Source organism: Serratia sp. 1D1416 (assembly GCF_003641105.1).
Lineage (GTDB): Bacteria > Pseudomonadota > Gammaproteobacteria > Enterobacterales > Enterobacteriaceae > Serratia > Serratia ficaria.
Window position 1 is genome coordinate 799,752 of sequence record NZ_CP032738.1, and the last position, 23,193, is coordinate 822,944.

27 protein-coding genes are annotated in these 23,193 nt (G+C 58.6%); 22 read left to right on the forward strand and 5 right to left on the reverse strand.

From position 1 onward, the window contains the following. Positions 1–19 precede the first annotated feature (19 nt). Entirely contained in the window at positions 20–1,159 is a 1,140-nt protein-coding gene (gene rlmG / locus D7I37_RS03815) for a 23S rRNA (guanine(1835)-N(2))-methyltransferase RlmG (protein ID WP_095099344.1), read from the reverse strand. A 230-nt stretch (positions 1,160–1,389) separates the two neighbouring features. Here rlmG and D7I37_RS03820 point away from each other — a divergent pair, with 230 nt between their 5' ends. From D7I37_RS03820 to sstT, 7 genes are all read left to right on the forward strand, one after another. Next, positions 1,390–1,680, forward strand: a complete 291-nt coding sequence (locus D7I37_RS03820; protein ID WP_061797174.1) for a type II toxin-antitoxin system RelE/ParE family toxin — start codon at positions 1,390–1,392, stop codon at positions 1,678–1,680. A 14-nt stretch (positions 1,681–1,694) separates the two neighbouring features. Further along, the gene (locus D7I37_RS03825; protein ID WP_015379150.1) at positions 1,695–2,018 is read left to right on the forward strand and encodes a HigA family addiction module antitoxin; all 324 of its coding nucleotides are present in this window, start codon (positions 1,695–1,697) and stop codon (positions 2,016–2,018) included. Next, a complete protein-coding gene (locus D7I37_RS03830; protein ID WP_061797173.1) occupies positions 2,011–2,523 on the forward strand; it encodes a M48 family metallopeptidase in 513 nt (170 codons plus the stop codon). The genes D7I37_RS03825 and D7I37_RS03830 overlap by 8 nt, the downstream gene beginning before the upstream one ends. Before the next feature lie 52 nt (positions 2,524–2,575). Beyond that, complete coding sequence (locus tag D7I37_RS03835) at positions 2,576–3,556, forward strand: Gfo/Idh/MocA family protein (protein WP_061797171.1); 981 nt, start codon at positions 2,576–2,578, stop codon at positions 3,554–3,556. 1 nt (position 3,557) lies between these two features. Then, positions 3,558–4,289: a glutamine amidotransferase gene (locus D7I37_RS03840; protein ID WP_129543333.1), complete on the forward strand. Its 732-nt coding sequence runs from the start codon at positions 3,558–3,560 to the stop codon at positions 4,287–4,289. Between the two features lie 384 nt (positions 4,290–4,673). Beyond that, positions 4,674–5,645, forward strand: coding sequence for a TerC family protein (locus tag D7I37_RS03845; protein WP_115939816.1), 972 nt, complete (start codon positions 4,674–4,676; stop codon positions 5,643–5,645). A 269-nt stretch (positions 5,646–5,914) separates the two neighbouring features. Continuing rightward, the gene (gene sstT, locus D7I37_RS03850; protein ID WP_061797168.1) at positions 5,915–7,150 is read left to right on the forward strand and encodes a serine/threonine transporter SstT; all 1,236 of its coding nucleotides are present in this window, start codon (positions 5,915–5,917) and stop codon (positions 7,148–7,150) included. A gap of 3 nt (positions 7,151–7,153) precedes the next feature. Here sstT and D7I37_RS03855 read toward each other — a convergent pair whose 3' ends face one another. From D7I37_RS03855 to uxaC, 3 genes are all read right to left on the reverse strand, one after another. After that, positions 7,154–7,714 (reverse strand): YgjV family protein, encoded by a 561-nt coding sequence (locus D7I37_RS03855; RefSeq protein WP_061797166.1) that lies wholly within the window; start codon positions 7,712–7,714, stop codon positions 7,154–7,156. Between the two features lie 73 nt (positions 7,715–7,787). Continuing rightward, the gene (locus D7I37_RS03860; RefSeq protein WP_095099356.1) at positions 7,788–9,278 is read right to left on the reverse strand and encodes a UxaA family hydrolase; all 1,491 of its coding nucleotides are present in this window, start codon (positions 9,276–9,278) and stop codon (positions 7,788–7,790) included. A gap of 20 nt (positions 9,279–9,298) precedes the next feature. Continuing rightward, complete coding sequence (gene uxaC / locus D7I37_RS03865; RefSeq protein ID WP_061797164.1) at positions 9,299–10,711, reverse strand: glucuronate isomerase; 1,413 nt, start codon at positions 10,709–10,711, stop codon at positions 9,299–9,301. Positions 10,712–11,018: 307 nt separating this feature from the next. Between uxaC and D7I37_RS03870 the strand changes: the two genes are divergently transcribed. From D7I37_RS03870 to D7I37_RS03920, 11 genes are all read left to right on the forward strand, one after another. Continuing rightward, positions 11,019–12,317 carry an MFS transporter gene (locus tag D7I37_RS03870; protein WP_061797163.1) on the forward strand — a complete coding sequence of 433 codons (1,299 nt, stop codon included), beginning with the start codon at positions 11,019–11,021 and terminating at the stop codon, positions 12,315–12,317. Positions 12,318–12,435: 118 nt separating this feature from the next. Continuing rightward, a complete protein-coding gene (gene exuR, locus D7I37_RS03875; protein ID WP_095099359.1) occupies positions 12,436–13,212 on the forward strand; it encodes a transcriptional regulator ExuR in 777 nt (258 codons plus the stop codon). A 186-nt stretch (positions 13,213–13,398) separates the two neighbouring features. After that, positions 13,399–13,845: a hypothetical protein gene (locus D7I37_RS03880; protein WP_073970291.1), complete on the forward strand. Its 447-nt coding sequence runs from the start codon at positions 13,399–13,401 to the stop codon at positions 13,843–13,845. Positions 13,846–13,979: 134 nt separating this feature from the next. Continuing rightward, positions 13,980–14,660 carry a DedA family protein gene (locus tag D7I37_RS03885; RefSeq protein WP_061797160.1) on the forward strand — a complete coding sequence of 227 codons (681 nt, stop codon included), beginning with the start codon at positions 13,980–13,982 and terminating at the stop codon, positions 14,658–14,660. After that, positions 14,660–15,031 carry an EnvZ/OmpR regulon moderator MzrA gene (mzrA, locus tag D7I37_RS03890; protein ID WP_061797159.1) on the forward strand — a complete coding sequence of 124 codons (372 nt, stop codon included), beginning with the start codon at positions 14,660–14,662 and terminating at the stop codon, positions 15,029–15,031. The genes D7I37_RS03885 and mzrA overlap by 1 nt, the downstream gene beginning before the upstream one ends. Before the next feature lie 220 nt (positions 15,032–15,251). Continuing rightward, complete coding sequence (locus tag D7I37_RS03895; protein ID WP_061797157.1) at positions 15,252–15,623, forward strand: DUF1090 domain-containing protein; 372 nt, start codon at positions 15,252–15,254, stop codon at positions 15,621–15,623. A gap of 165 nt (positions 15,624–15,788) precedes the next feature. Further along, a complete protein-coding gene (locus D7I37_RS03900) occupies positions 15,789–16,094 on the forward strand; it encodes a YqjD family protein (RefSeq protein WP_061797155.1) in 306 nt (101 codons plus the stop codon). Between the two features lie 2 nt (positions 16,095–16,096). Further along, positions 16,097–16,498 (forward strand): phage holin family protein, encoded by a 402-nt coding sequence (locus D7I37_RS03905; protein ID WP_129543334.1) that lies wholly within the window; start codon positions 16,097–16,099, stop codon positions 16,496–16,498. Next, positions 16,495–16,782, forward strand: a complete 288-nt coding sequence (locus D7I37_RS03910; protein ID WP_129543335.1) for a YqjK-like family protein — start codon at positions 16,495–16,497, stop codon at positions 16,780–16,782. The genes D7I37_RS03905 and D7I37_RS03910 overlap by 4 nt, the downstream gene beginning before the upstream one ends. A gap of 294 nt (positions 16,783–17,076) precedes the next feature. Continuing rightward, positions 17,077–17,472 carry a DoxX family protein gene (locus tag D7I37_RS03915; RefSeq protein WP_061797151.1) on the forward strand — a complete coding sequence of 132 codons (396 nt, stop codon included), beginning with the start codon at positions 17,077–17,079 and terminating at the stop codon, positions 17,470–17,472. Positions 17,473–17,555: 83 nt separating this feature from the next. After that, the gene (locus D7I37_RS03920; protein ID WP_095099371.1) at positions 17,556–18,542 is read left to right on the forward strand and encodes a glutathione S-transferase family protein; all 987 of its coding nucleotides are present in this window, start codon (positions 17,556–17,558) and stop codon (positions 18,540–18,542) included. A gap of 39 nt (positions 18,543–18,581) precedes the next feature. On the opposite strand, the gene D7I37_RS03925 is transcribed toward D7I37_RS03920, so the two are convergent. Next, entirely contained in the window at positions 18,582–19,487 is a 906-nt protein-coding gene (locus D7I37_RS03925; protein ID WP_061797148.1) for a LysR family transcriptional regulator, read from the reverse strand. A gap of 184 nt (positions 19,488–19,671) precedes the next feature. Between D7I37_RS03925 and D7I37_RS03930 the strand changes: the two genes are divergently transcribed. The 4 genes from D7I37_RS03930 (at position 19,672) to D7I37_RS03945 (ending at position 23,188) form a co-directional block, all read left to right on the forward strand. Then, positions 19,672–20,373 (forward strand): pirin family protein, encoded by a 702-nt coding sequence (locus D7I37_RS03930; protein ID WP_129543336.1) that lies wholly within the window; start codon positions 19,672–19,674, stop codon positions 20,371–20,373. Between the two features lie 353 nt (positions 20,374–20,726). Further along, positions 20,727–21,557: an abortive infection family protein gene (locus tag D7I37_RS03935; RefSeq protein WP_129543337.1), complete on the forward strand. Its 831-nt coding sequence runs from the start codon at positions 20,727–20,729 to the stop codon at positions 21,555–21,557. A gap of 33 nt (positions 21,558–21,590) precedes the next feature. After that, complete coding sequence (locus D7I37_RS03940; RefSeq protein WP_242502797.1) at positions 21,591–22,031, forward strand: hypothetical protein; 441 nt, start codon at positions 21,591–21,593, stop codon at positions 22,029–22,031. A gap of 128 nt (positions 22,032–22,159) precedes the next feature. After that, positions 22,160–23,188, forward strand: a complete 1,029-nt coding sequence (locus tag D7I37_RS03945; RefSeq protein ID WP_129543338.1) for a hypothetical protein — start codon at positions 22,160–22,162, stop codon at positions 23,186–23,188. Positions 23,189–23,193: the final 5 nt, after the last annotated feature.

Below are 23,193 nucleotides of genomic sequence, written 5' to 3' on the forward strand. Positions count from 1 at the left end.
CGTTGCGCCCCTCGTTCACTCAGCGCCGCGCGCCGGATTTCACCGCTTTCAGTATCACGAACTTCTTGTTGGACGCCACCAGGGTGCAGTTGCCGAACAAACGCTTCAGCTTCTGGTGGTAATCCAGATGGCGGTTGCCGACGATGCGCAGTTCGCCGCCCACCTGCAGGCAACGCTTGGCGTCGCAGAACATCTGCCAGGCGGTATGGTCGGTAATGGCGTGCTGCTGGTGGAACGGCGGGTTGCACAGCACCGCCTGCACGCTTTCGCGCTCGATGCCCGCCAGCGAGTTGTTCACCTCGAACTGGCAGCGGTCCAGCTCCTGCGGCAGGTTGTGCTCCACGTTCAGCTCGCTGGAAGCCACCGCCATGTAGGATTCATCGACGAAGGTCACCTGCGCCTCCGGGTTCTGCTGCAGCGCGACCAGGCCAATCACGCCGTTGCCGCAGCCCAGATCGACAATATGGCCGTTCAGGCCGTGCGGCAAATGCTCCATAAACAACCGAGCGCCGATATCCAGGCTGCCGCGCGAAAATACGTTGGCGTGGTTGTGGATAAGCCAATCGCTGCCGTCCAGCGTCCAGTTGGTGGTGTCCGGTGCCGCCGGCGGCACGATGTCCGCCGCCTGGCAGTAAATCAGCCGCGCCTTTTTCCACGCCAGGCTGGTGCGGGTTGGGCCCAGGACCTTTTCGAACAGCTGCAGGGTCGAGGTATGCACGTCGCGCGCCTTGGCGCCGGCGACGATCAGCGTATCCGGGGTCACCACGTCACGCAGTGCGCGCAGTTGCTGTTCCAGCAACGCCAACGCCTTGGGGATGCGGATCAGCACCACCGCCGGCGCCGCAGGCAGCTCGGCCAGGCTGTCCAGCAGATGCACCTGCTCGGGATCCCGTTCGTTGAGCTTCAGATTGTGGCGCGTCGCCAGCTGGCTCATGTAGGAATCGCTGATGCTGTACGGCCGATGGGCGTGCAATGCGCAGGCCAGGGTGCCGAAATTGTCGTTGAAAATCAGCACCGGGCGGCCGCCGATATCTACGTTTTCAAGCTGTTGCAGCAGATACTCATCCGCCGCTTCCCACGCCTGCAACTGGGTGGCTTCTTCCTGTTGGGGATAACGTTCCAGCTCAAGTTGCTGTGTTCCCAGATCGAGTTGGCTCATCGCCCCTCCTGACTGATAAAAATTTGGGCTGTTTATCCCCTAAAAACGCCCGTCAGTAAAATGTTTTTTCGGATAAATTGCGTATTGTGCCGCGTATCTGAAAACCCATGCCCCTTTTCCCCTTTAACAACATTAACCTTCCTTGCCCGCACGTCCATGTCGACGTTTTTTTAACCTGACGGGGTGTAACTTTAAATGTTACACTGCCAATCCCTATGGAAGGGGGAAGCATGATTAAATCTTTCCGCGATCGCTATCTGGAGCAGTTCTATCTGGAAGGCATGCGCAGCCGTCTGATTCCCGGTATGCTCGAACGGCAGTTGGCCAGAAAGCTCGATATGTTGGCGGCCGCGCAGCAAGAGCGCGATTTGCATCACCCCACGGGCAACTATTACAAGCGGCTGTCGGGGCCGTTTCAGGGATGGTCAAGTCTGCGCGTTAATATGCACTGGCGGCTGATGTTCCAGTGGCGGCATGATGCCGCTGAAAGAATTTACCTCGATCCTCACCAAGATACCTGAACGAGGGGGACCCCATGTTGGAAACCACGACTCGCGAACCCACCACGGTGGGGGAAGTGCTGCAGGAAGAGTATTTAACGCCGTTGGGCATCGGCCAGGAAGAACTGGCGAAGGTACTGGGCGTTACCCGCGCCACCGTTAACCGCCTGTGCAATGGGCATCGGCGCATGAGCGTTGCCGAGGCCAACCTGTTTGCCGATCTGTTCGAAACGACCGCCGACTTTTGGCTGAACCTGCAGGCGGCGCACGATCGCTGGGAGGCCAGACAGGCCGATGCGCAGCGTGTGCGGCTTCGGCCAATCAAAGAAATACTGGGACGCAATATCACTCATGCATGACATCGAGCTCGCTTACCTGCAAGGCTACCCAACGCATCTGCAAAGCCAGGTGCAACAGCTTATCCACCAGCAACGGCTGGGCGACGTGCTGCTGCAGCGCTACCCGCAGGTGCATGACTGCACCACCGACAAGTCGCTGTATCAGTTTACCGTCGATCTGAAAAACCAGTACCTGCGCAATGCGCAGCCGCTGAGCAAGGTGGCCTACGACGGCAAGATCCAGGTGATGAAACACGCGCTGGGCATGCATACCGCCATTTCGCGCGTGCAGGGCGGCAAGCTGAAGGCCAAGGCGGAAATCCGCGTGGCGACGGTGTTCAAAGTGGCGCCCGAACCCTTTCTGCGCATGATCGTGGTGCACGAGCTGGCGCACCTGAAGGAAAAAGATCACAACAAGGCGTTCTACAGCCTGTGCTGCCACATGGAGCCGAACTACCATCAGCTGGAGTTCGATACCCGGCTGTATTTGACCCACCTCTCGCTGTTCGGCAAGCTGTATGCATAACGAGTTGGAGCGTGATAATCTGAATTTTTAGGCTTGGGCACCGGAGCTGGTCATGATTCGCTTTGCCGTCGTCGGCACCAACTGGATTACCGAACGTTTTATCGATGCCGCCCATGAAAGCGGCAAACTGAAGCTGAGCGCGGTCTATTCGCGCAGGCTGGAACAGGCGCAGGCGTTTGGCGCCAACTACCACGTCGATCTGTTTTTTGATTCCCTGGAGGCGATGGCCCAGTCCGACGCCATAGACGCGGTGTATATCGCCAGCCCCAATTCCCTGCACTGCCCGCAATCGCTGCTGTTCCTGCAGCATAAAAAGCACGTGATTTGCGAAAAGCCGCTGGTGTCCAACCTGCGCGAAGCCGAACGGCTGGTGGCCTGCGCCCGTGAAAACCAGGTGGTGCTGTTTGAGGCGTTCAAAAGCGCCTATCTGCCGAATTTCCTGAGCTTGCGGCAGGCGCTGCCGAAAGTCGGCCCGCTGCGCAAAGCCTTCATCAACTATTGCCAGTACTCGTCCCGTTACCCGCGCTATCTGGCCGGTGAAAACCCCAATACCTTCAACCCGCAGTTCTCCAACGGGTCGATCATGGACATCGGCTACTACTGCCTGGCCAGCGCCGTGGCGCTGTTCGGCGCGCCGCAGTCGGCGATCGCCAGCGCGACGCTGCTCGACACCGGCGTTGACGCCCACGGCACCGTCTGCCTGAACTACGGCGATTTCGACGTTACCCTTTCCCACTCCAAGGTCAGCGATTCGCACATCCCGAGCGAGATCCAGGGAGAGGAAGGCACGCTGACCATCGACAAGATATCCGAATGCCAGGGCGTGGCGCTGACCCCGCGCGGCGGCCAGCGCCAGGATCTGACCCAGCCGCAGCACATCAACACCATGCTGTATGAGGCGGAGGCTTTCGCCGATCTGGTGGAAAAAAACCAGGTGGAGCATCCGGGGCTGGAAAATTCGCTGATCGTCGCCCGGCTGCTGACCGAAATCCGCCGCCAGACCGGCGTGGTGTTCCCTGCCGACGGAGAATGAGATGAAGCCGCTACTGTTGATGCAGACCGGCGATGCGCCGGACGTCATTCGCCGGGAACAGGCCAATTTTGAAGGCATGTTCCTGCAACAGGGGAATATCAGCGCCGAACGCGTGCACATCGTGCACCTGCCGTCCGGCGAACTGCCGCTGCCGCCGACGGAGTATTGCGGCGTGGTGATCACCGGTTCGCCGGCGATGGTGACCGAGCATCTGCCGTGGAGCGAACGGGCCGCCGACTGGCTGCGGCAGGCGATGTCGATCGCGCTGCCGCTGTTTGGCGTGTGCTATGGCCACCAGCTGCTGGCCTATGCGCTCGGCGGCGAAGTCGGTTATCACCCGCAGGGCATGGAGGCCGGCACGCTGGAAATTGAACTGCTGCCCGCGGCGGCCAACGATCGGCGGCTTGCCTTCCTGCCGCCGCACTTCAAGGCCAATCTGATCCACGCGCAGAGCGTGCTGACGCCGCCCGCCGGCGCAGAGCCGCTGGCCCGCTCTCGGCAGGACGCCTGTCAGATCCTGCGCTATGGCGATCGCGCGCTGACCACTCAGTTTCATCCGGAATTCAACGGCGCGGTGATGCATCAGTATCTGGACTGGCTCGGCGAGCTGCACCCCGAACAGCGGGAAGCGTATCGGCTGCAGCAGCAACAGGTTAGCGATACCCCGTTCAGCCGCCTGCTGCTGCAGGGCTTCGTCGTCAGCCTGGGGGCGCAAAAAGCCCTCGCCGGCTAGCGCGATAAACGTTGACCGCCGACACATTTTGCATTACTTTCTGCTCTGCAAAGGGGAGTAACTTTTATACCCAATGGATTTCAAGGTGCGGCAAGGCGGCAACCGAAGGAGTCCCCGGAAGCTTGGACTGACTAAGTGACTGGGGTGACAGAGGGCAGCCAACGCGGCGGCGGTTTGAAAGACGAAGGGTATCTTGCCGGTCAATCGTCATTACGATGCGCAAGCATCCGGTTACCGGGCAACCTGATGTCACAGGTTTACCCAAACCTTCATCAACGTTGTAAGTGAGACCTTGCCGGAAGGCGAGGTTTGCTTGCAGCGTTCACAGAGCGGCTAGCGTCTTCCGACGTTGGCCGTTTTTGTTTTTGAAGGATATCTCTGATGATGAATACCGTTGGCACACCTTGGTTATGGGGCAGCTTCGCCGCCGTCATAATCGTGATGCTCGCAATCGATTTATTGCTGCAGGGCCGTAAAGGCGCGCACACCATGACGCTGAAGCAGGCCGCCAGCTGGTCGCTGGTGTGGGTCAGCCTCTCCCTGCTGTTCAACTTCGCTTTCTGGTACTACCTGAACGAAACCGCCGGCCGCGCCGTCGCCGACACCCAGGCGCTGGCCTTCCTGACCGGTTATCTGATCGAAAAAGCGCTGGCGGTCGATAACGTATTCGTCTGGCTGATGCTGTTCAGCTATTTCGCCGTACCGGCCAATCTGCAACGGCGGGTGCTGATCTTCGGCGTATTGGGCGCTATCGTGCTGCGCACCATCATGATCTTCGCCGGCAGCTGGTTGGTGTCCCAATTCCAGTGGCTGCTGTACCTGTTCGGCGCCTTCCTGCTGTTTACCGGCATCAAGATGGCGCTGGCGAAGGAAGATGATTCGGCGATTGGCGACAAGCCGCTGGTGAAATGGCTGCGCAGCCACCTGCGCATGACCGACAACCTGGAGGGCGAGCGCTTCTTCGTGCGCCGCAACGGCATCCTGTTCGCCACCCCGCTGGTGCTGGTGCTGATCCTGGTGGAGCTGAGCGACGTGATCTTCGCGGTCGACAGCATTCCGGCTATCTTCGCCGTCACCACCGATCCGTTTATCGTGCTGACCTCCAACCTGTTCGCCATCATGGGGCTGCGCGCCATGTACTTCTTGCTGGCCAGCGTGGCGGAGCGTTTCTCGATGCTGAAGTACGGTCTGTCGGTGATCCTGGTGTTTATCGGCATCAAGATGCTGATTATCGACTTCTTCCATATCCCGATCGGCATATCGCTGGGCGTAGTGGCCGGCATTCTGACGCTGACGCTGGCGATCAACGCCTGGGTTAACCGTCGCAACGATCGACTGGCGAAGAAATCGCCATAATCTGTTATCCGGGGCGCTAGCCGCCCCGTGATTGTTTGGCAATTCGCCCGAAACGCCAAATGTTATTGCGATCACACAAATGTAACCAGTGTGTTATCAAGAGTTGATCCGCGCTCAGAATTTCCCCTTGCCCCCTTTCCATACCCATCCAATTGCTGAATACTGATTCGGCAAACACACTTGGTTACAGATGCACATAAAGACGCCCGGCGACGTTCGCGCCGAGGTGAAAAAGTCTGTACGCAACATCATCGGGAAGACAACGCATCATGCAAAAATTACTACAAAGGATCATACAGGGCAGCCTGGTCAAACAAATCATGGTCGGCCTGGTGGCCGGCATTATCCTGGCGCTGATCTCGCCGGCGGCGGCATCGGCGGTGGGGCTGCTCGGCGCCCTGTTCGTCGGCGCGCTGAAAGCGGTGGCGCCGGTGCTGGTGCTGATTTTGGTGATGGCCTCGATAGCCAACCATAAACACGGCCAAAAGACCAATATCCGCCCGATCCTGTTCCTCTACCTGCTGGGTACCTTCGCCGCGGCGCTGGTGGCGGTCGGCGTCAGCTTTATCTTCCCTTCCAATCTGGCGCTGGTGACCGGCAACGCCGACGTCAACCCGCCCGGCGGCATCGTGGAGGTGCTGAAAGGCCTGCTGATGAGCGTGGTGGCCAACCCGTTCCACGCGCTGATCAACGCCAACTATATCGGTATCCTGGCCTGGGCCGTCGGGTTGGGGCTGGCGCTGCGCCACGCTTCCGACACCACCAAAGCGCTGATCAACGACATGTCGAATGCGGTCACCCTGGTGGTGCGCGCGGTGATCCGTTGCGCGCCGCTGGGCATTTTCGGCCTGGTGGCCTCGACGCTGGCGGAGACCGGTTTTGGCGCGCTGTGGGGCTATGCCCAGCTGCTGATGGTACTGATCGGCTGCATGCTGTTGGTGGCGCTGGTGCTGAACCCGCTGATCGTTTACTGGAAGATCCGCCGCAACCCCTATCCGCTGGTGTTCGCCTGCCTGCGCGAAAGCGGCGTGACCGCCTTCTTCACCCGCAGCTCGGCCGCCAACATTCCGGTGAACATGGAGCTGTGCAGGAAGCTGAACCTGAACGAAGACACCTATTCGGTATCCATTCCGCTGGGCGCCACCATCAATATGGCCGGCGCGGCGATCACCATCACCGTACTGACCCTGGCGGCGGTGCACACCCTGGGCATCGCGGTCGACGTGCCGACCGCCCTGCTGTTGAGCGTGGTGGCCGCGCTCTGCGCCTGTGGCGCCTCCGGCGTGGCCGGCGGTTCGCTGCTGCTGATCCCGCTGGCGTGCAACATGTTCGGCATTCCAAACGACGTGGCGATGCAGGTGGTGGCGGTCGGCTTTATCATCGGCGTGCTGCAGGATTCGGCGGAAACCGCCCTCAACTCCTCCACCGACGTGCTGTTTACCGCCGCGGCCTGCCAGGCGGAAGATCAGCGCCTGGCGAATGAAGATCCGCTGAAAGTGCGTTAATCACTAACGCTGTTCCGCAAGGCGCTCCTCGGGGGGCGCCTTTTTTTCGACCGCAAAAGGGTCGATGCCGCGCAGCTGCAGGCGGCGGAAGCGAATGATATTGAAGCCGTTCATGAGCAGGAAGCTGCCCTCAATCAGCGAGCCGCCGATCGACCCCAGCCAAACATTATGCGTCACCCAGCAGGCGGTGGAGCACCACATCACGCAGCGGGTGGTCAGGCCGCGGGTGCGGAACAGCGCGTAGGTGCTGATTGAGGTGCCGAAGATCGGCAGCAGTTCGATGGCGTGCTGAAAGCGCGTCAGGCCGATAGTCAGCGTCAGGCCGATAAACAGCCACATCACCCACAGGCTGCGGGTGCGCATGGAAACCAGATTGCGGCAGGCGCTGAGCAACGCGCTGCTGCCGGCGGCGCTGGCGCCCATCAGGAAGAAATGGATGCCGATGATCAGGCTGTAGCCCGACAGCTGCAGCTTGAAGCGCTGGTCATCGCGGTTGAAAAAGCTGGTGATGCCAACCAAAAAAGCCAGCACGCCAACGGCCTGAGCAAACCAATAAAACGTCATGAAGGATCCTGCAGCGGGAGAGGGCAACATAGAAAGTGAAACGCCGTTTTATGTTACTCCCGCCGCGGCGGCTTTACAATGTCACCCCGCTTTTAAAAATCGCCAACTCACGGAAATCGTTCGCTTCATTGCAGGCCGGCCGGCCGTTGGCGATCGCGACGATCAGGTCGACGAACTGCGTCAGCAGGCTGTCCATCGGCGTGCCGTGGATCAGGCTGCCGGCGTCGAAATCGATCCAGTGCGGCTTTTTCGCCGCCAGTTCGCTGTTGGTGGCCAGCTTGACCGTCGGCACGAAGCCGCCATACGGCGTGCCGCGCCCGGTGCTGAACAGCACCATATGGCAGCCGGCGCCGGCCAGCGCGCTGGTCGCCACCGCATCGTTGCCCGGTGCGCTAAGCAGATTCAGCCCCGGCCGACGCAGCCGCTCGCCGTATTTCAGCACGTCCACCACCTGGCTCTGCCCCGCCTTCTGGGTGCAGCCGAGCGACTTCTCTTCGAGCGTGGTGATGCCGCCGGCCTTGTTGCCCGGCGAAGGGTTCTCGTAAATCGGCTGCTGGTGAGCGATAAAATACCGCTTGAAGTCGTTGACCATGCTGACGGTTTTGTCGAAGGTCGCCCGATCGCGGCAACGGCTCATCAAAATGCGTTCGGCGCCGAACATTTCGGGCACCTCGGTCAGTACCGTAGTGCCGCCGTTGGCGATCACATAGTCGGAAAAACGCCCCAGCAGCGGGTTGGCGGTGATGCCGGACAGGCCGTCGGAGCCGCCGCATTCCAGGCCGAACTTCAGCTCGCTCAGCGTTCCCGCCACGCGCCGATCGTCGCGCATCTCCCGGTACAGCGCATGCAGCAACGCCAGCCCGGCCTCGACCTCGTCGTCCTGCTGCTGGCAGACCATAAAGCGCACCCGCTGCTCGTCCTCCATCCCCAGCGTAGCGCGGAAGGCGTCCACCTGGTTGTTCTCACAGCCCAGGCCAATCACCAGCACCGCGCCGGCGTTGGGGTGGCGCACCATATTTTGCAGCATGGTACGGGTATTTTCATGATCCTGCCCCAGCTGCGAACAGCCAAACGGGTGGCTGAACAGATGCACGCCGTCGATCCCCGCCGCTTCCTGCGTTTCCTTCAGGAAACGTTGCTGGATCTGGCGGGCGATGCCGTTGACGCAGCCGACGGTCGGCACAATCCACAGTTCGTTGCGGATGCCCACCTCGCCGTTGGCGCGCCGGTACAGCTGCACCTCGCGATCCGCCGCCTGCGGCGGCAGCGCAGGAAACTGCGGCTGATACTGATAGTTGTCCAGATCGCTCAGGTTGGTTTTGGCGTTCTGCGAATGAATGTGTTCGCCCGGCGCAATGGCCGTCAGCGCATGGCCGATAGGCAGACCGTACTTGATGATATCCTCGCCTTCGGCGATCGGCCGCAGCGCAAACTTGTGCCCTCGCGCCACCGGCTGCGGCAGCCGGATCGCCAGCTCGGCCAGCGTCAGCGACTCGCCGGCCGCCAGATCGCGCAGCGCTACCGCCACATTATCTTGTGAATGAATTTTTACGATGCTTTGCATAAACCAACCTTGGGCAGCGGCTACGCCAGTTCAATGGCGAAATAGTTTTTGGCATTGTCGAAGCAGATGTTTTTCACCATTTCGCCGAGCAGCGCGATGTCGGCCGGCGCTTCGCCGTCGGCCACCCAGCGGCCGATCATCTGGCAGAGAATGCGGCGGAAATACTCATGGCGCGTATAGGACAAAAAGCTGCGGCTGTCGGTCAGCATGCCGACGAAGCGGCTCAGCAGGCCGAGCTGCGCCAGCTGCGTCATCTGGCGCTGCATGCCGTCTTTCTGATCGTTGAACCACCAGCCGGAGCCAAACTGCATCTTGCCCGGCGTGCCTTCCCCCTGGAAGTTGCCGACCATGGTGCCGATCACTTCGTTGTCGCGCGGGTTGAGGCAGTAGAGGATGGTTTTCGGCAGGCCGCCCTGGCGCGCCTGGGCGTCCAGCAGACGCGACAGCGGCTCCGCCAGCGGCCGGTCGTTGATCGAATCGAAACCGATATCCGGCCCTACGCTGGCCAGCATGCGGCTGTTGTTGTTGCGCAGCGCGCCGATGTGGTACTGCTGCACCCATTCCCGGCGCCGGTATTCGCCGGCCAAAAACAGCAGCACCGCGCTTTTGAACTGCGCGCTCTGCGCCGGCGTCGGCAGCGTGCCGCTCAGGCGGCGGCTGAGGATCGCGTCCAGCGCCGCTTCGTCGGCTTCGCCATACACCACCACGTCCAGCGCGTGGTCGGCCACCTTGCAGCCGTGCGCGGCGAAGTGGTCCATGCGTTTTTTCAATGCGTCGCACAGCGCGCCGAAGCGGCCGATGCTGAGGTCCGCCGCCGCTTCCAGCCGCTGCAGATAATCGTTGAAGCCCGGCGCGTCGATATTGAACGCCTTGTCCGGCCGCCAGCTCGGCAGCACCCTGATGTCGAAACTCCGATCTTCGGCAATCGCCCGGTGATGACGCAGATCGTCGATCGGATCGTCGGTGGTGCCGACCATTTTCACCTTCATCTGCTGCATGATGCCGCGCGCGCGGAAATCGTCCTGCGCCAGCAGCGCGTTGCCGCGTTGCCAGATGTCGTCCGCCGTCGCCGGAGAAAGCAGCGTGCCGGTGATGCCGAACGGCCGGCGCAGCTCCAGATGGGTCCAGTGGTACAGCGGATTGCCGATGGTATGCGGCACGGTGGCGGCCCAGGCGTCGAATTTCTCGCGATCGCCGGCATCGCCGGTGCACAGGCGTTCGGCCACGCCGTTGGTGCGCATCGCGCGCCATTTATAGTGATCGCCCTTCAGCCAGATATCGTACAGGTTGCTGAAACGGGTGTTTTCGGCGATCTGTTCCGGCGGCAAATGGCAGTGATAGTCAAAGATCGGCTGGTCCGCCGCGTAATCGTGATACAAGCGCCGGGCAAATTCGCTGTCCAGCAGAAAGTCTTCGCTTAAAAACGTCGCCATATCAGGCTCCTCACCTTGCTTGCCGTTCGGTACCGGGGTCAATGCGCAAAAGTTATCACACCAATTCAACCGGGCGTCCAGCAAAATTTTGCCGTCGCCGTCATAAACAGGCGCCTCCAACCGCAGTAACGGTCGTTTTTTCGGCAAAGCCACGCCAATAACGCAGTATCGCGCCGTGAATATTATTACCCAATTGAAAAATGGCTTTTGTGATGTCACTCAACTTTTAAATCTGTATGACAAGTTATTGTCTCGCCACTCCGCCGTACCTTCGGCCGCGCATATTCAAGACTGGGAGACATTTCGCATGCGTAAAATTAAAGGCTTACGCTGGTACATGATTGGGCTGGTGACCGTCGGCACCGTGTTGGGCTACCTGACGCGCAACGCCATCGCCGTCGCGGCGCCGACGCTGGAAGGCACCCTGCATATCACCACGCAGCAGTATTCCTATATCGTCGCCGCCTACTCAGCCTGTTATACGGTGATGCAGCCGGTGGCGGGCTACGTGCTGGACGTGCTCGGCACCAAGGTCGGCTACGCGATGTTCGCCATTCTGTGGGCGATATTCTGCATGGGCACCGCGCTGGCCAACAGCTGGGGCGGGCTGGCGCTGGCGCGCGGCGCGGTCGGCATGGCCGAAGCGGCGATGATCCCCGCCGGGCTGAAGGCCAGCAGCGAGTGGTTCCCCGCCAGGGAACGGTCGATCGCCGTGGGGTATTTCAACGTCGGTTCGTCGATCGGCGGCATGATCGCCCCGCCGCTGGTGGTATGGGCGATAGTGGCGCACAGCTGGGAGATGGCGTTCATCATCACCGGCGTGCTGAGCCTGATCTGGGCCATCTGCTGGCTGATTTTCTACAAGCATCCGAAAGATCAGCAGAAGCTGAGCGACGAGGAGCGCGATTACATTCTGGCGGGCCAGGAGGCGCAGCATCAAACCAGCAATGCCAAAAAAATGTCCGCCTGGCAGATCCTGCGCAACCGCCAGTTCTGGGGCATCGCGCTGCCGCGCTTTCTGGCTGAACCGGCCTGGGGTACCTTCAACGCCTGGATCCCGCTGTTCATGTTCAAAGCCTACGGCTTTAACCTGAAAGAGATCGCCATGTTCGCCTGGATGCCGATGCTGTTCGCCGATCTCGGCTGCATCGTCGGCGGCTACCTGCCGCCGCTGTTCCAGAAATATTTCAAGGTCAACCTGATCGTCTCGCGCAAGCTGGTGGTGACGATGGGGGCGGTGCTGATGATCGGCCCCGGCATGATTGGCCTGTTCACCAGCCCTTACGCCGCCATCGCGCTGCTGTGCGTCGGCGGATTCGCCCACCAGGCGCTGTCCGGCGCGCTGATCACGCTGTCTTCAGACGTGTTCGGCCGCAACGAAGTGGCGACCGCCAACGGCCTGACCGGCATGGCGGCCTGGACGGCGAGCACCCTGTTCGCCCTGGTGGTCGGCGCGCTGGCCGACACCCTGGGCTTCAGCCCGCTGTTCGCCGCGCTGTCGGTGTTCGATATTCTCGGCGCGATCGTTATCTGGACGGTGCTGCAAAACCGCCCCGCCGCCCAGCCGGACGAAGCCGCGCTGCAGCCGGCCCCGGCGCGCAGCTGATCCCCCGCCCGGCCGCCGCGCCGGGCCCCTTCAGCCACTGGCAGCACCGCCGAATAAGTGGTATAACAAATCTGTTGGCCCTGTGCCCCTTCCCACCGCACCCTATAGAGCATTCACTATGGAATTCACTGAAACCCGACGCCTGTATCAGCAACTGGCCGCCGAGCTAAAACAACGCATCGAAAGCGGCCGCTACCCGGTAGGCGACAAGCTGCCGGCCGAGCGATACATCGCCGAGGAGATGAACGTCAGCCGCACCGTGGTGCGCGAAGCCATCATCATGCTGGAAGTGGAAGGCTACGTCGACGTGCGCAAGGGCTCCGGGATCCACGTGGTATCCAACCAGCAAAAGCACCTGGTGGTGCCGGGCGACAGCATTGAATTCGCGACCGCCGGGCCCTTCGAGCTGCTGCAGGCGCGCCAGCTGATCGAGAGCAACATCGCCGAATTCGCCGCCACCCAGGTGACCAAGCAGGATATCGTGCAGCTGATGGAGATCCAGGAGCACGCCCGCAAGGAAGACCGCTTCCGCGACTCGCAGTGGGATCTGAAATTCCACGTGCAGGTGGCGCTGGCCACCCAGAATACCGCCATGGCCACCATCGTGGAGAAAATGTGGGTGCAGCGGGTGAACAACCCCTACTGGATAAAACTGCACGAGCATATCGACGAGCGTTCGATCGCCAGCTGGTGCGACGATCACGATCAGATCCTCAAGGCGCTGATGCGCAAGGACCCCTACGCCGCCAAACTGGCGATGTGGCAACACCTCGAGAACACCAAGCAGATGCTGTTCAACGCCACCAGCGATGACTTCGAATACAATGCCGATCGCTACCTGTTCGCCGAGAATCCGGTGGTGCATCTGGACGGGATCGGCGGCGAACATAAATGACCCAGGCGGTCAAAAACCGTCGGGTTATGTCAGGTAATGTAAAATCCGCTGAATCGATGCCGGAACGGCCGTTTGCCGTGTAATATTTCACCTCCGGCAACATAGATTTCCCTGTTGCCAATCGTGCTATTTTGGTAGAGTTAGCCCACTTTTTTACCCATTGCTGCGGGGGCGGAACGCGAATACATGCGCTGGTTGTTTGCCATGCTTATTGCTCTTTGTTGCTGGACCGGTTCGGTCTCCGGCCAAAAGCTATGTCTGGCGTCACCCAAGCCTACCCCGAGCGCACTGAGCAGCCTGCCTTCGCTGGCGGATCCGGTGCTTTCCCCCTATGATCAGGTTTATCGATCGCCGGCTGAAGCAGGCCGCAAGGTTCCCGGCAAATTGCCGCTGCTGCTGCCCAGGGCGCACTCTTTCCCCGGCTCGCTGCTTGCCTCCGCCCAGTTAGTTCCGGCCTATACCCTGGCTGCGGAACTGGGCCACCGAATCCGCACTCCCCGCCAGGACGCCCCGGCGCCAAACCGACTTTCTCAGGTCGACTGGACGCTGCACTCCTCACCTCAACAGAGCAGGCAGGGCGGCTGGAAAGAAAGTAACATGCAGTACCGTGGCACGCTGACTTACCACATATGACCGGTGTCGCACCGATTAGAACCCTTAAAAGCAACGCCGTTTCATCGTTATCAGCACTCAGGATCGCCGCGCGCTTCCAGGCCACGTCCGCTCCGCCGCTGAAAAAACAAACAATGACGTTTTAGGAACACCGGATGGACATCATTAAAGAACTGATACATGCCTTATGGCAGCAGGATTTTGAAACGTTGGCGAACCCTTCGCTGGTGTGGACGCTGTATATCCTGCTGTTTATGATCCTGTTTTTAGAAAACGGCCTGCTGCCGGCGGCCTTCCTGCCGGGCGACAGCCTGCTGATCCTGGTGGGCGTGCTGATCGCCAAAGGCACCATGAATTTTCCGCTGACCATCCTGATCCTCACCGTCGCCGCCAGCCTGGGGTGCTGGGTCAGTTACATACAGGGCAAGTGGCTCGGCAACACGCGCACGGTGCAGGGTTGGCTGTCGCACCTGCCGGCCCACTACCACCAGCGCGCCCATCAGCTGTTCCACCGCCACGGGCTTTCCGCGCTGTTGGTCGGCCGCTTCCTGGCCTTCGTGCGCACCCTGTTGCCGACCATCGCCGGCCTGTCCGGCCTGAGCAACGCGCGCTTCCAGTTCTTCAACTGGATGAGCGGCCTGCTGTGGGTGCTGATCCTGACTTCGCTGGGCTTCGCGCTGGGCAAAACCCCGGTGTTCCGCAAATATGAAGACCAGCTGATGTTCTGCCTGATGCTGCTGCCGTTGGTGCTGCTGGTGGTCGGGCTGGTCGGCTCGCTGATTGTGCTGTGGCGCAAAAAGCGCGCGGACAGCCAGAATCCGGAGAAAGGGGCGTGATGACGAAGCGTCCGCGCTGGCAATACGTTCTGTTGATCGCCCTCGCCCTGCTGGCGCTGGCCACGCTGCTGGTGCCCTGCATGGTGCGCACCGAGAGCGAGCTGCGCATCCGCGCCAATCAGCAAGGCCTGTCGCTGCCGGACGGTTTTTACGTCTACCAGCGCCTGGACGCGCGCGGCATTCGCATCAAGAGCATCACGCCGGAAGGCGACGGCCTGGTGATCCGCCTGGATTCGCCGGAACAGCAGCTGCTGGCGCGCGAAGCGCTGCAGACGATCCTTCCCCCCGGCTACAGCATCGCGCTGAGCGAGGCCCCCGTGCCCTCGCATTGGGTACGCGAATTTGCACGTTCCCCGCTCAATCTGGGATAATACCCCTTCATCTGAAGGGGTTTCCTTTCACTTGCGCTTTTTGTTCGATAATTGATCAGTCAATCGCGGATTTCGGCTGATTCTTTGGGGATCTGCAGGTTTCACGACTATGCTGAAGGTTAGCGTCAGTCGGCCCGGCAGTCCCCTGTCGCACTGCCGACGGCGGCAGTCAGGAAAGGCGGATGCGTGCCAATGCATCCCACTAACAAGGAACCGACCCATGAAATTACGCCACTCACTGTTACTGGCTCTCCCCTTATGCGCATTACCGGCCCTGTCGTTTGCGGCGGAGGGCGGCTGCGCCGCCAAGGCACAGGACATCCAACAGCAAATCGACTACGCCACCCAGCACGGCAACACCCACCGCGTGGCCGGGCTGAAAAAGGCGCTGAGCGAAGTGCGGAGCAACTGCACCGAAGCGGGCCTGCAGGCCGATCGCCAGAAAAAAATCGAAGAAAAACAAAGCAAGGTTGCTGAACGTCAGCAAGAGCTGAAAGCCGCCCAGCAAACCGGCAACCTGGAAAAGGTCGCCAAGAAACAGCAAAAGCTGGCGGAAGCGCAGGCCGATCTGAAACAGGCTCAGGCGGAATAATTTTTTTACACCAGCGGATTTATCGCCGAGAGCCGCATCACACGGGATTTTTGCTATATATAAAACCGATGACTGGTTTTATCGACTAGCCATCAGCCCTTTGCTCCGGCGAAAAAATCCGCTATGTTGAAAGTCTGTCGCAATTAACGTTAAGGAATTAATCACATGGCACATGATTCAAATGCAGAAAACTTACGCGCTGAACTGAGGTCCTTAGCCGACACGCTGGAAGAAGTGCTGAACTCTTCCACCGACAAGCCGAAAGCCGAGCTGGAAAAGCTGCGCTCAAAGGCACAAGACAGGTTGAAAGACACCCGCGCCCGCCTGAGCGACGCCGGGGACAAGCTGGCTTCGCAGACCAGGCAGATCGCCGGCCAGGCGGATGATTACGTGCGTGATAATCCGTGGACCGGCATCGGCATCGGCGCTGCGGTGGGCGTAGTGCTGGGCGTTCTGCTCGCGCGCCGCTGATTATGGCTGACCAACCGCAAGTTCGCGCTCAGGGCCCCGCCAAAGGGGTCCTGGATATCGGCCAGCGCATCATCACCCTGCTGGTCGGCATGGTCGAAACCCGGGTCCGTTTGGCGGTGGTCGAGCTGGAAGAGGAGAAAGCCAACCTCATCCAGCTGCTGATCATGGCCGGCATGACCCTGTTGTTCACCGCCTTCGGCCTGATGAGCCTGCTGATCCTGATCTTCTGGGCCATCGATCCGGTCTATCGCCTGATGGCGCTGGGCGCCACCACCGGCGTGCTGCTGTTCCTGGCCGCGGTCGGCACCCTCTGGACGCTGGTCAAAGCCCGTCGCACCACCCTGCTGGGCGCCACGCGCAAACAGCTGGAAATCGACCGCGCCGAGCTGGAGGGCGATCAATGAGCCGCAGCCGCTATCTGGAATGGAAAAAAGCGAGGCTGATTCGGCAGATCCAGCAGCAGCGGCTGGATCTGGCCGAGAATAAAACCCTGTGGCTGGAAAAGACCGAGCGCATCGACCGCGGCTGGCAAGCGGTGTTCGGCCTGCGCCGTTATCTGGTGCTCGGTTCCAGCGTCATGGCGCTGTACGGCATTCGCCACCCCAGCAAGATGATCCGCTGGTCGCGCCGCGCCTTTGGCGCCTGGAGCGCTATTCGCTTGTTCAAAAAGACGTTTTCCGCCAAGTAACGCCGCCGCAGTTCCTTCAATTCTCTCGTTGCTATGCCCCCGGTTTTTCTCAAATTCACAGGTTCCGCCGACGGGGGCCGGGCAACCTGCTGATTATCGGCAATTTGTTAGCAGGCTAAAGATTCAGATTTTTTGAAAAATTACGACAGTTTTACTTGCTAACAAACCGAGCACTTCCCGCTTAACATTCACTCCATCAATACGACACGGGCAAAGCCGGGCCAGATACCCGGCACACCGCCCCTCGACATGACAAACGCCGGACAGGCGCACCACACCACTTTGGAGTAGATGATGAAAAAATTAGAAGATGCAGGTTTGCTGGTTGCCCGTATTTTGATGCCAATCCTGTTTATCGTGGCGGGTTACGGCAAAATGGGTGACGCCTATGCCGGCACCCAACAATACATGCAATCGATGGGCGTGCCTGGCTTCTTGCTGCCGCTGACCATCCTGCTGGAGTTCGGCGGCGGTCTGGCGATCCTGTTCGGCTTCCTGACCCGCACCGTGGCGCTGTTCACCGCCGGTTTCACCATCCTGACCGCGCTGCTGTTCCACACCGACTTTACCAACGAAGTCAACCCTTTGATGTTCATGAAAAACTTGACCATCGCCGGCGGCTTCATCGTGCTGGCGGTAGCCGGCCCGGGCGGCTTCAGCATCGACCGCATTCTGAACAAGAAGTGGTAATCTAAACTGTACTCAGGTTTAGCGCTCAGGGTCCGGCTTGCCGGACCCTGTTGCTTTTCAACTCGCACACCAAGGAGACTCCCATGGGACAACTCGTCGATGGCGTTTGGCAAGACATCTGGTATGACACCCAATCTACCGGCGGCCGTTTCAAACGCTCAACCGCCCAGTTCCGCAATTGGGTGACCGCCGACGGCCAGCCGGGCGAACACGGCGCCGGCGGTTTTAACGCCGAACCGGACCGTTATCACCTGTACGTTTCCCTCGCCTGCCCCTGGGCGCACCGCACCCTGCTGCTGCGCCAGCTGAAAGGGCTGGAACAGATCGTTCCGGTCTCGGTGGTGCATCCGCTGATGCTGGAAAACGGCTGGGCCTTCGGCAAAGATTTTCCCGAGGCGACCGGCGACCGATTGTATAACTCAGACTTCCTTTACCAGCTCTACCTGCGCGCCGATCGCCATTACACCGGGCGCGTCACCGTGCCGGTGCTGTGGGACAAACGGCAACAGACCATCGTCAGCAACGAGTCCGCCGATATCATCCGCATGTTCAACAGCGCCTTCGACGGCGCGGGCGCCCGCGCCGGCGATTACTATCCGACCGAACTGCGCGGCAAGATAGATGAGCTGAACGGCTGGATCTACGATCGGGTGAACAATGGGGTGTACAAGGCCGGTTTCGCCACCAGTCAGGCGGCCTACGACGAGGCGGTCAACGGGGTATTCACCGCGCTGGAGCGGCTGGAGCAGATCCTGGGGCAACATCGTTATCTGACCGGCGACCGCCTGACCGAGGCCGACCTGCGGCTGTGGACCACGCTGGTGCGCTTCGATCCGGTGTACGTCACCCACTTCAAGTGCGACCAACACCGCATCAGCGACTATCTCAACCTGTACGGCTTCCTGCGCGACATCTACCAGATGCCGGGCATCGCCGAGACGGTCAGCCTGCCGCATATCCGCAACCACTACTACCGCAGCCACGCCACCATCAACCCGCACGGCATTATTTCCATCGGGCCGGCGCAGGATCTGGATGAGCCGCACGGCCGCGATCTGCGCTTCCGCTAGCGGATATCCCCTTGCCGCAACGGCAAGGGGATCATGCGGTTATTGGCGCTCCTGCTGGGCGAACAGCCGCGGAATTTCACGCAGGAACCAGGCTTTGGCTTCCCCCATGCTGTCGCGCCGCCAGGCCATGATGATATCGGCCTCGCGGCTGTATTCCGGCCCCACCACCCGCAGCCGCCCGGCTTCGATGTCTTTTTCCACCATCGGGTACGGCATGGTCGCCACCCCCAACCCGGCCAGCAGCGCCAGGCGTTTGTCTTCGATGGTGCTGACCGTCAGACGCTGCTGCTTGTCGAGCAGCTGCACGGTCAACACCGGCCGCTCGCGGGCGGTGTCCGCCACGGCGATGCCGCGGTACTTCACGCGCGTCACCTCGGACAACGGCTCCGGCTCCAGATGGATCGGGTGATCCGGCGCGGCCACGTAGACGCTCATCACCTTGTACAGCTTGCGGGTGTTGATCTCCGATGACGCGCGAAAATGCATGTCCGGCGCGATCACGATGTCGGCCCGCCCCTGCTCCAGACGCTCCCAGGCGCCGGCCAGCACTTCGGTGAAAATCGACACCTGGGTATTGGCCTTCAGCGCCAGTTTGTCTATCAGCGGGAACAGCCTGCTCGGCGGCGACAGCGCCTCGCTGACGATGGTCAGGTGGGTTTCCCAGCCGCGCGCCAGCGCCTCGGCGTCGGTGGTCAGCTTATCCGCCGCCTCCAGCAGCACCCGGCCGCGCTCCAGCAGCATGCGCCCCACGTTGGTGAACTTGGTTCGATGGCCGGAACGGTCGAACAACACCACGTCCAATTCTTCTTCCAATTTTTGCATGGTGTAGCTGAGCGCCGAGGGCACCCGCCCCAGCTCATCGGCGGCCGCAGCAAAGCTGCCGCGTCGGTCGATCGCATCCATAACCCTTAACGCTTCAAGCGTTAACGCCCGATCTCTGGCCATCGAATCCCTCTGTCAGGAAATTTGAATATGCCGACCAGATTAACTGGCTAACAATCCGGCGTCCAGATGCTTACCATCTTAATATACCCAATAGATTTCGGGCGGCGGCAAAGCGGCAATCGAGAGAGGCCGACGCCGCGGCCAGAAAGATGCAGGGAAGAATGAATTTAGAGAGCCGATTGCCATGATTACATGCAGAACAGCACAACAATGCGGGCAAGCTGACTTTGGTTGGCTGCAGGCTCGCTACACCTTTTCCTTTGGCCACTACTTCGATCCCAAGCTGATGGGCTACGCCTCGCTGCGGGTGCTGAATCAGGAAGTGCTGGCGCCGGGCGCCGCGTTCCAGCCGCGCACCTACCCCAGCGTGGATATCCTCAACCTGATCCTGCAGGGGGAAGCGGAATACCGCGACAGCGACGGCAGCACGGCGCGCGTCAAAGCCGGCGAAGCGCTGCTGCTGGCCACGCAGCCGGGCCTGAGCTACAGCGAACAGAACGTCAGCGGCGATACGCCGTTGATCCGCCTGCAGCTGTGGCTGGACGCCTGCCCGGAACGCAGCAACGAACGGGTGCAGCGCCTGACGCTGCCGGCGGAGGGCAACCTGCTGCTGGCCTCGCCGGACGGGGCGCAGGGCAGCCTGCAGCTGCGCCAGCAGGTGTGGATCCATCATCTGGACCTGCAGCCGGGCGAGCAGCATACCTTTACGCTGAACGGGCCGCGCGCCTATCTGCAGTCGATCCACGGCACCCTCGCCGCCAACGGCGAACGCCACGACGGGCAGCGCCTGACCTGCGGCGACGGCGCGTTCATCCACGAGGAACATCGCCTGACCCTCCGCGCCGAGACGCCGCTGCGCGCGCTGTTGATCGACCTGCCGGTGTAAACGCCGCCGGAAACAAAAAACCCCGCGCAACGTGCGTTGCGCGGGGTTTTCTTTATAGAGGGAGTTGACCGGTAAGGCAACTAGCCAAATCCAAAAGGCTGATTCCCGCTGCATTTACATGCGGTTAAACATTCATATGTATCTCGGTTTGTATCCCATTTTATCAGCTTTGGCTGTGTTATTAATACCTAAACTTTTTCTCTCTCATAACGCGGAACACTCACTTATGGGGAGTAATTTGTTATGGACTACTGGTTGTTGATCGCAGTGCTAGGGGATAAAGTTAGTATCATTAACAGCCTCTAATATTCCCCCGCCCGGTTTACAGGATGGTTACGCAAGGAAGAAAAGTAATGAAAGTACCTTTGACTGAAATGACCATAGCCGCCATTACCAAAATGATAGACGATGCACAGGCAGATAATCGAAGGGAGCCAAGCCATTCGGATTTAGAATTCGCAATAGCTCGAGCAGGGCTTGCAATAGCTGATCCTAAGTCTCAAGGGCAAACAGTCGGGAAAGCGAAGCGAGTTCGGGCTGTACTTTATTGGGCTTTAGAGCACGATCTTATGGCCGGTGAGAAGCTTTTCGAAACCATCTTCACCAAAGTCAAAGTTTTGGGTGGCTTTCGTGAACATTCACCCAATTATGTTGGACAAGATGCTATCAAAGGCGCTATCGAAGCCTTCAAAGTAGAAGGTTTAATCTTAGCAATAGATGGGAGCATACAAACCCAGAGCTTGGATTCGTTACACGGGCGAGCGTTAACGGATGCTCTTCGCACCTATTCGAACAGAGCAAGAAAGGGGGCTGAAGATGCCGCATTACTATCAGGGACTAGCAAAGACCTTCTAGAAGCAACCGCAGCCCATGTTTTAACTCAAAAGTATGGCTCTTACCCACAACAATCCAACTTTCAAGCGCTTATGGGACAAGCATTCATTGCACTCGGTCTAGCAACCCCGGAAGAAGAGTATAAATCTTCTGAGGCTCCTCAAAGAAGCATGGAGCGGGGATTGTATCACTCAGCGATAGGGATAAATCGGTTAAGGAATAAGCAAGGTACTGGACATGGAAGACCATGGGTTCCATCAATAACCGAGACAGAAGCAAAAGCTGCAATTGAAATGGCAGGAATCATCGCTGGGTATATGCTGGATAAACTTGAACTTGAAAACAAATAGCGGCTTAGTGACTAGATACTTCGGAGAATAAAAATGAGCGGTGTTAGTGTGTTAGCTAGTACAGCAGCGGCTGTTGGCATCATTGATAAAGCTGTAGGGATAGCGAAAAAGCTTGCAAATGATAGCGAGGATCTTGATAAGGCGACACTCAAACTTGAGCTTGTCGAGTTGATGAGTGAACTAGCTAGCGCCAAAATGGAAGTGATAACAACGCAAGCTTTGCTCTTTGCTTCAGAGCAAAAGAATAAGCAACTTGAAGATCAGTTAAAAGATAAAGCTGCTTTCTCCTTTAATTCAGGTGTTTATTGGAAAGCAGGTGATGATATTGCCTTTTGTCCTAAGTGTTTCGAAGGTTTAGGGAAAGCGGTTCATATGCGTTCACAATTTTACGAAGCTGAACCTGAATATGGCATACAATCAAGAACTTGCTGGCAATGTTTTCACTGCCATTTTGAAGAAAAAAGAGTGGGATAGAACTGGCTGCTTATCAATCGTGTGAAAACTGAAATATCATACATTTTGCTAGTTAATTGTTGAAATTTAAACAACCATAACCTTTAGCGCCTTAATCATCAAAATGCAATGTACGGGGAAATTTGCTTATGCCTAATCTGTTGGAAACAGAAAGTGCTCGTGATTGGGTAAACAGCGCCATTGAGCGTCACTCAAAAGGTATTTATGGAAAACTTGTACCTGCAGTGCTTTGGACAGACGCTAGAGGTGATGATGGTGAACTCATAGTGCCAGCAGACCCTACTGAGCTTGTGGCAAAAATCAATAGAAATCCCTTCATCCTCTTGCATAACCATGATCCGGGGAGACCAAAAGGGCAAACTATTGAAAGTGCAAACTTCGTACATGAAAATGGCTCAAAATTCGTTGTTGCTATTTTAGGGTTCTATGCTGGTGGAGATGTTTTAGAATTCAATCAATTAGGTATCGACACTCGTAAATTCGAGCCATCCCCCGAGGAACTTCCAGAGATACCAGATAATGCTTGGATTGAATTTGCAACTGATCCAAGAGAAGTTGATTCGAAGTGGTTAGAACAGGTTACCAACAGTGCCCCAATACAAATAAAATACGTAGAGCTTTCACATAACACAGCGGAAGTCACACAGGAACTGATCAGAATTGGCATTGGTTTTCTGGCGATAGTATGGAATCCATTCACAACATCAATTGCTTCTGAAGCTGGCAAACGTACCTATATAGCACTTCATGAGTGGGTTCGTAAGTTACTCACAAAGTTAGCTGATAGAAAGAATCCATTGCTCGACATCAGCTCATATCAAGATGGCTGTCAGGTTTCTTTCCTGTTTAGGGGAAAAAATGTGAAGCTTCTCTATGCAGCTCATGACGCCCTCCCAGAAGCCGCTGCACAAGCAAAACAGTTAATTGGAACGTTGAGAGCTAGAGGTAATCCACCACGACAGCTAACATATGAATGGGATCAAGAGTCTCTTCGATGGTATCCCACTTATACAGTTTTGGATGACAAAAGGATCATTGTAGACAGTGGGACATTGATTGCTCTCGAGAAACTGCCATCAGGATTAAGTCTTGGCATACGTAAAGGGAAAACAACAACACCTGTATTAAAATCTGCCCCTAAGGAGGAGGAAAAGTAACTACA